Annotated in this window: 7 protein-coding genes; 2 read left to right on the top strand and 5 right to left on the bottom strand. The window is 49.7% G+C overall.

The window, feature by feature from the left end; all coding sequences use genetic code 11:
• Positions 1-121: IS3 family transposase (locus tag ABJD00_RS03430; RefSeq protein ID WP_413828751.1), on the top strand; the 121-nt coding region annotated here is incomplete at its 5' end.
• Between the two features lie 754 nt (positions 122-875).
• Positions 876-1,754 carry a DMT family transporter gene (locus ABJD00_RS03425; RefSeq protein ID WP_413849412.1) on the top strand — a complete coding sequence of 293 codons (879 nt, stop codon included), beginning with the start codon at positions 876-878 and terminating at the stop codon, positions 1,752-1,754.
• A gap of 861 nt (positions 1,755-2,615) precedes the next feature.
• Here the strand turns inward: ABJD00_RS03425 and ABJD00_RS03420 are convergent.
• From ABJD00_RS03420 to ABJD00_RS03400, 5 genes are all read right to left on the bottom strand, one after another.
• On the bottom strand, positions 2,616-3,350 hold the full coding sequence (locus tag ABJD00_RS03420; protein WP_413853695.1) for a hypothetical protein: 735 nt from the start codon (positions 3,348-3,350) through the stop codon (positions 2,616-2,618).
• 156 nt (positions 3,351-3,506) lie between these two features.
• Positions 3,507-4,574 (bottom strand): helix-turn-helix domain-containing protein, encoded by a 1,068-nt coding sequence (locus tag ABJD00_RS03415; protein ID WP_413849408.1) that lies wholly within the window; start codon positions 4,572-4,574, stop codon positions 3,507-3,509.
• Positions 4,575-4,799: 225 nt separating this feature from the next.
• Positions 4,800-5,498, bottom strand: a complete 699-nt coding sequence (locus ABJD00_RS03410) for a cold-shock protein (RefSeq protein ID WP_413849406.1) — start codon at positions 5,496-5,498, stop codon at positions 4,800-4,802.
• Between the two features lie 571 nt (positions 5,499-6,069).
• A complete protein-coding gene (locus tag ABJD00_RS03405) occupies positions 6,070-6,249 on the bottom strand; it encodes a hypothetical protein (protein WP_413849404.1) in 180 nt (59 codons plus the stop codon).
• 1,125 nt (positions 6,250-7,374) lie between these two features.
• The coding region (locus ABJD00_RS03400; protein WP_413857700.1) for an IS6 family transposase at positions 7,375-7,889 on the bottom strand (515 nt) is incomplete at its 5' end.

The raw sequence follows: 7,889 nt of genomic DNA, 5'->3' as shown, positions 1-7,889 counted from the left end.
GGACGTGTTCGAATACATCGAGATGTTCTACAACCCGACACGCAAGCACACCAACAACGGTATGCTGTCGCCGGTTAACTATGAAATCAAACAGAAGAAGATGAACGAGGCAGGCGTCTAGGAAACTAGGGGCACCTCAGGAAACGGAACTGGCGGCAGTTCAGGCGGTGGAAGCACCGGAGACGGAGGCAGCACAGGGGTAGAAAGTACAGGCGGAGGCAGTGGCGGCAGTAGCGCAGGCGGCAGCGGCAAAGGAGGCAATAGCACAGGCGGCGGCGGCAAAGGCGGCGGGCGGAAGGGAAACAATGGTGGTGGTAACGGACCTGAGGGTGCAAGTCCTGGTAAGGGTCATCGCGCGAACGATGACGAAATCGCCGCTTAAACCAGACCTTCGCTGGGCACAATAATAGGAAACCAGCCGATAGCTGAACAACCGAACGGAAAATTCACGCCTTCCGTAGTGACAAGGAATACGGGCCGTGCATCGATTAAGGTGTATGCGAAATTTGCAGAAATTGGCATGCAGTCTCGCCTCCGCCTACAATCACTTTTGTCAGGAACTCAGCGTCTACTCACGAAACAAATTTAAACTCAACGGCGTCGCCGCTCTTGCTGAGTGGCGGGGTTTCTGCGCGAACTAGTGGACAGTGCCACAGTCCTTGTGGAGACTGATTCGAATTAGTTCGCCAGCACCCTGTTCGGCACAAACTCCGGTAGTTTGTGGGAAATTGAGGTCAGTTCAAGCCCGTCTGACAGCACCTGTCATTGCGCTTGTCCAAATTGAAATCAACGAATACAACCAGTCTAAACAATACACTCTATAGGGGTTTCTTAAGGCGGGTCACAGCCGGCTTAGGTACAAGGTGTTCCAACGTATGACTGTTACACTATCTGCTCAACACCAGAGACAAATACGCTGGTTGGGAATTTTACTTGTCGTAATGTCCGCGCTGGCGTTTAGTTTGGCTGGCGTGTTGACCAAGGCGATCGAAAGTGACGTTTGGGTCGTTGGCAGTTGGCGCGGTCTCATCGGTGGTATATTGATCGTCGGATACGTATACTTGCAAGCGAAGCGAAGTTCAGCGGAAGCGCCATTTAAGCTTGGGTGGCGCGGTTGGGTGTTGGCAAGCTTGATAGCTGGCTCGGGTCTTGCTTTTGTCGCCGCGTTCAAACTGACCTATGTGGCAAATGTTGCCGTCGTCGTCGCTGCAATTCCTTTTGTGACCGCATTAATCGAGTGGGTTTTTATGCGTCAAAAGGTCCGCCGCGTCACTCTATTCGCGATAGTGATAAGTGCGATCGGAGTTCTTGTCATGGTAAGTGGCAGCTTGGGTTCAATCAATCTTCTGGGTGACACGCTAGCCATATTGATGATTTTGATGCAAGGCCTTGCAATGGTTCTAGTTCGGGTCTTCAAGGACACGCCTGTTGTGTTTGCCATTGCGGTTGGTGGCTTTCAGGTGTGTCTCATTGGCTTGATCTTTAGCGATCCATTTGCCGTTTCTTTCCAGGATGCAATGTTGCTTACAGCGTTTGGGTTGTCCGTCGCTACGGCGTCAATTCTGTTGATCGAAGGCCTACAGTTGATTAGCGCCACTGAAGCTGGTCTGCTGGGTACAGTTGAAGTCCCAGCGGCCATTTTCCTAGCGTGGGTATTTCTGGCTGAAACACCGCCAAATACCAGTATCGTGGGTGGGTCCTTGATACTTTGCGCCGTGTTTTGGAACGCACTGAAAGTTCCTCCGGCAGACTGATGTTTTTGGCCAATTGAGACGCCAACGAGTACACAACCTACCGACTCCATTTACCGAAACTTTCCAATTAAACGGTACGCACCTAGCGTCCTATTTCGGACCTCGTCAGAGCCAAAATCAAATGTAAACTGCTCTAATGACAAGCGCCCTTCGCTACATGATTGATGTGGGAGCGAAGCTTGAGCTATTAAGCCGCTGCGTGGGATGCAAGTTCAATCGCCCGCAAAAGTGCCTCATCAGTGCTCCGCAACGGGCGGTTTGAGACACAGACTTGCCTTTGGCCTCGGCCAACCCGAAAGAGACTGGAATAGTACACCCCTTCTGAAATCTCGGTTGCACACGGAACCCAACGCCCACCTGGGCCTTCCACGGCTTTTCCAAAGCACACGTTCACGGAACCTGCAGGTGGGCAGGACAAGGCAAGAGAAAGGTCAAACAGACAAATTGTATTCATGGCAGCTCCTACGCATGAATTTAGTCAAATCAATTTGGCCAAAAAATGTCGACAAACGGGTATTAGTATTCGAGCGCAGAAAAAGTGCGATGGCTGAGCTTACCTGCCCAGCGGTGACGAACAAGTTGGTTGGCTGCAATTACTGTTGCAGATGGCACGCAATTTGGTGTTCATGCCACCAAACTGTTCGCTGTGCTGTGCGCTTTTAAATAGGCTGCATCAATAGTGACCTTCTTTGCCTCGCTGTGCTTGGCGGCGGTACCTACCATGATCGTCGCGAAGATGTTCTGGTCGCTCCACCGCCCCCAGTGGTTGAACAAAGTCCTATATGAGCCACACACTTTGAATGCACTACGCCTTCACGTCGAAACCAATGGGTCCCGACACCAAGCAAATTGAGTGCAAGATCAGTTTTTGGATTCTATTGATGTCAGAGACACACCAATCGAGGAAACCTGACCCGAGAGTTGAAGAGGCTGCACCTCGCTCGCAACTACATTTTGAATATCGCTCGCACTCATAGAAACCAAATATTCTTCATTGGTAACCAGTTGATCCGGCCCAATCCACTTTCCGGGTTCGCAGTGACTGTAACCGTAGCGCAGCTGAGCACCTTTGGCTGCCAATTGTTTTGGGACGAAAGCAAAAACAAAGTCCGGTCTCCAAGCTTGATGGAGAATTTCAAAAAGCAAGCGAGACAGGAAACTCGTCGCTCCTTGGCTACGAGGCCCACCGAGCCCACGTGCCGGTAACCAAAAATCTCCATGGTAACCAACGGAGCCTGTGACGGACTTGAGCGCTTCAGGGCCACTAAAGAACGTCAGATCGGGATCTGGAGTCGTATCGGGTACAATGTACTTATGGCGGTGCATGTCCAAATGTTTGCCAAGGGAAATACCTGAAAGGTCCAGCAACCGAGCAGCCTGCGTGTGAACCAATTCGTCATCTCTGTCGAAGCCGCAAATCCAAAAGCCGTTTGATTCATCAATGAACGAACAGGTTGTGTCAAAAACTGGACTTAGTTCACTGCGATCCGTGCAAAAACTCCGATAAGAACGGTAGACGGAAAAATCGTCCCCAACTTCAACCCGCATACCGAGGACCTCGAGGCCTCTAATGATGCCCGAAATGTTATCCGCCATATCAACAATGCTTCTTACTGACATTTTGAACCCCGAATTTTGCTATGCCTGTGCCAAAGGCAACGCTAGCACAACAAAATGATAGTTATGCAAGATCATTGCATAAAACCCCAAATTATTGCTCAATCTAGAATTTGCATGTGTCTTTTAAAGCACTTATCCGGAAAGTTCAGGCGGGTTGTCCATTATCAGGTCCCTATCTAGCTGAGGACGATCGGCTGTGTCTAATGACTGAATTTCGATCTGTTCTGTCAGTGCGGCAAGAACAATCAAGCCAGGTGTCCCATCGGGGAACATGCCTCCTAGAAGCAATCTCTGGAAGGTTACAGGTTTGGGTTCGCCGCCATCCTTTTCCAAGTGAGCATAAATATGATCGAGACGAACACCTCCTTCATCGTAAATCCGAGCATAAGCACCCAAACTAAACTCATTATATTCGTCGCCAATATTGTCATCACTGATTAACTTGCCAATCGCGCTCTTAGACCACGCCCAACCAAACCATCGAGCATATGCCGACTCCCTGCCTACACGGACAAAGACCCAACCCGATGGCCCTTTGCGAAACAGCACCGCATAAGGCCAAATTTTCTCCATGGCCTCACTTTCAAACTGAGCCTCAGCGTTTCCCCATGCTACGAAGGTTTTTTTAATAATCGGCAAGCCGTTCATGGCGATTTGAGAGATCGAGTGCTGTTCAGAGCGATATACTCTTCCTTTGCTGTCAGTGTACTGAAGCTTCTCCAATCCACTGGATGAATCCCGCTTCAAATTGGACAGGCCAGCCCATGTTTCCAATTTGAGAAGTAAAAATTTTGCTTCTTCAAGGGATGACAGGCCAAAAGGTGTCAGCCGATATTGCCTATCTACTAAATCAAAAAGCGGTTCGCCCTTGATCAGCTCCAAATCCCTTATGTGGCGTCGGACGGTTTGACGAGTTGTATCGAGTTCGAGACACGTTTGGGACAGATTTAGGGTGCGCCCCATGCATACGAACGCTCGTAGCATGGCGACTGTGACATCGCCGGTAATTTTAGTCTGATACAAGGCGTTTCCTAGAAGTTGGGATCTTTCGTCCAGAGCATCGCACTCAAGTTCGAATAAAAGAAGGCGGAACTGTTGATTTTTTTGGGTGCGATTAGGGTTTCTATCGGGCAACACCGGCTCAAGGCGGGCATAGTTTCGTACCTTACTGTGATGACAAGACGCTTCGCCCTCCACCATTTCAAAGCTAGTACCGTGATCACCCGACTGGCGGTCATGATGTCTATTCGGATTTCTCTTTCACCTCGGAATGTTGCAGACTTTATACACGAACGTGGCATCGACATCAGCCACGAAACTGTTCGGTTTTGGTAGAAGAGTTTTGGTCCGATGTTGACCGCGGGTAACCGAGAGACAAAACGGACATTCAACTCTTTCATCAAGCCCTCGTCGCTGAACGAGATTTCAGGCTATTCTTAGCCAATTGGCGGCCAGCCCATCACATCTCCGGAGCTCGTGGGCGTCACGCCCCTTCGCCTGTGGTCCATCTACAGAATTTTTCACACTGGGAAGATCAGAAGCGCTACTGGGTTGTTCTCTTGTGTTCCAACAAGTGTCCCAAGAGTGGACCTTGACGGCCAATTGGCCACGTTCGCCATCAACCACGCCGATTGCCAGCGCTTCACCCGGTTGAAGATCCGACAACCCCGACCGTTGAAGCACATCAACGTGCACGAACACATCGTCATTCCTGCCAAATACATTGGCGAAACCGTACCCTTTTCCATTGTCGAACCATTTAACCCGTGCAGGTTCAAGCGGTACATCGGCGAAAGCATCTGCATCCCAATCAGCATTGCAATCTATTGTAGCCAAGTTATCGGCGTCAGAACCTTTATGTGGATGAATCGCCGCAACGCGAACGACCTGGGCGCCTTTGCTCGTTTCTTGTGCAAAAAAATCGACTCGTGCCTTGTCGGCGATAGACCTTTGACCAAAGTTCAGCAGCACGTTTACGTGAAGCAGTATGTCTGGCCCGCCTGTATCGGCTACAACAAATCCGAAACCCTTTTTGGGATCGAACCACTTAATCGTTCCTGATTGCATTGGTGAAGTCGAAACCTGAGCGACAGTATCTTCTTGTAACTCTTTATTACCGGTCAAAATAAACTCCTCTCATTCACTGCCCCCACGAACTCATGTTACATTCTCTACGCTTTTCTAGTGAAAGGTACGATTTTAAGCCTGTAATCGAAGTGTGGCAAAATTTAGGCAGTCTACATCTCGTTCCTTTGCCTTTCCACTTGGCGTACTACTCAAAGGAGACCAGACATGCCTCGGTACCGGCGTTCGTAGCGCAATACCTCGGAATACTAACCTCCTTCGGACCCTATCCGCCCTCCTAAACTGGAGGTTTTCTCCTTCACAAGACCGAATGTGGTTGTGGCGCATTCGGAGTGATCAAGCAGCAAGTTGTTCATCAAAACGATGAATTCGTGTGGACCTAAATACGGGCATCGCTTGACGTTTTTGACGTATGCTTTGAAGGCATAGAACGTCGTCGCTCCCATGTTCAGAATTATTCTTTTTTCTGCGCAGTGCCTCCAAAGCAACGATGCGGTTTGTGCGGGCAATTTCAATGTATGAGATGTTCATGTGGATACCTTTCCTGCGAGGAGAGATTGATGTCAGCGAGTGACTGATTAGATTGTAGGGAGCCTGTGGACAGCAAGTGTTAAGCGGCGTTCCCGGAAAAACGCAAACTCTCGGTAGTGAAGAAGACACCATTTGGCGTTCGGATCGGGCGAGGCCCGGCTCTCCAGTCAACGAAGGAAATGACGTTGTCGGTCATCTTTTTGACCGCTATGCGTGCGTGTGGTTTGGCTTTGCGCTGGAATGCGATGATGTTGTTCATTTTGTATCCCCTTAGTCGTCTGTTTGTTATTCCCACGAACCGTCCATCCCCGAACGCTCGCAGTTTTGGGCGATGCCCTTGTTTTGTTCATCGTTAGCGAGCCATTTGGGAGTTAAGGCACCGGCTGAAGAGCCTTGGGCCTATACACATCCCGTCGTTTCGGCAGCGATTAAACACCCTTTAAAGTTGTTTTCAATCTAGGCGAGAAACTGACGAATTTGTGTTAAATATATGTCAAAACACATAAAAAACATTCGATTGTCGCAACTTTAGCGAGAATTGGTCGTATCTTTGCCTTGATTGGCGCGCGTTTGGAAACCGCGATTCATCGAAGGTGGGGAGTTGTTTTCAGAATCACGCATCGATTCTTTTTAAACGCAGGCCTTAGGACAGCCGGAGTCGGCCTTTCCCGTAATTGAGACGTCTGAAGCTTGCGCGGCGAAAGGCCGGTTTTGGTTCCATTACATGTACGAGTATTCAACGGCCAGTTTGGGCTCAAAGCAGTTGGTCTCCCAGTTTTTGGAAGCCGGCGGTTGCGCCACTCACTGATCAAATGGAGCCACGCGTTTTTGCAGTGGGCGGCGACCCGGCAGAGCCGGGATGCGAACGCAGACACTTTGCAAAAATGATTGAAACGCGGATGTCTTTGTCAGGCAACCTGCGCGGTCATCCAGTTCGCTCTGCGTCCGAAGCTCTGGAAGGTTCAAGTGTTTACGTTTCGGAAGGGGAGACCCGAAACCACTTGAACCTTCGCAATGAAAGCCGCTGTCGTCAGACAGAAAACACATGGCGCGCCATACTTACTCGTTACTATTTACACATTAGGCCACACATACACGCGGCTTACTCTCTACATTACCGAGACACCAAACACTGTCTCGATAAGTAATGAATACTTGGCCGGGTTACTTTCGAACAACTCATCAAAATTTCACTCAAGTGCATATGATTTCATACTATGGTTGGATGATTTATTTACCATCAGTTTGAGGCGCGCCGAAGGCATGTATGGTGTTGAAAATATGAAATAAAATTAGACAATCCTAAGAGTTGATTTCCTGTGCCGCAATCCGGTCACAGAGTGGTCATAACAATGACATAAAATGACCTTGGGTTTGTCATGTTTTACAAGAAGAACTGTTGGCTGGGTTCTGTCAGACGAATTCGAACCAGTCTCAGATTGCCACCGAAACCGCGAACTTGTCCGGAACAAAGCTGGCGCCACTCGGAGAGAGCGGCGCTTCGGTTAAGTTTGAAATTGTATCGTGAGTAAAGGTGGCGTTCCTGATTGAAGTGGTTGTGGACCGAAGAATGGACGGCGGCGAACTTCTGCAAACTTCGCATACGCCTGAAACGCAGCATCGCCCGCTCTCGTCGTCGGAACGGCAGATATGAGTTCTCGGCCCTGTTGTTCAACCAGCGACCGGTTTCCTGTCTGCCTGCAGCGCCAATCTCCTTCAAAGCCGCGCCATACGATGCCAGCCCGTCCGTCACGACCATGTCAGGCCTGCCGTGCTTACGCATTGCTTTCTTTAAGAATTTCAATGCGGCTTTCTTGTCACGTGTCTTTGTGACGAAGCTTTCCAGGATTTCGCCTTCATGATCGACAGCCCGCCATAGATAATGTCGCTCGCCGTTGA

The sequence above is a fragment of the Tateyamaria sp. genome (assembly GCF_039945315.1).
Taxonomy (GTDB): domain Bacteria; phylum Pseudomonadota; class Alphaproteobacteria; order Rhodobacterales; family Rhodobacteraceae; genus Tateyamaria.
The sequence above is the reverse complement of the archived record's forward strand: the minus strand, read 5'-3'. Positions and strand labels throughout refer to the sequence as shown.

Excerpts from the sequence above, each read along its gene's own strand:
- ABJD00_RS03425 (WP_413849412.1), top strand. The coding sequence starts at position 876 with ATGACTGTTACACTATCTGCTCAACACCAGAGACAAATACGCTGGTTG.
- ABJD00_RS03420 (WP_413853695.1), bottom strand. The coding sequence starts at position 3,350 with ATGGCGGATAACATTTCGGGCATCATTAGAGGCCTCGAGGTCCTCGGT.
- ABJD00_RS03415 (WP_413849408.1), bottom strand. The coding sequence starts at position 4,574 with ATGGTGGAGGGCGAAGCGTCTTGTCATCACAGTAAGGTACGAAACTAT.
- ABJD00_RS03405 (WP_413849404.1), bottom strand. The coding sequence starts at position 6,249 with ATGAACAACATCATCGCATTCCAGCGCAAAGCCAAACCACACGCACGC.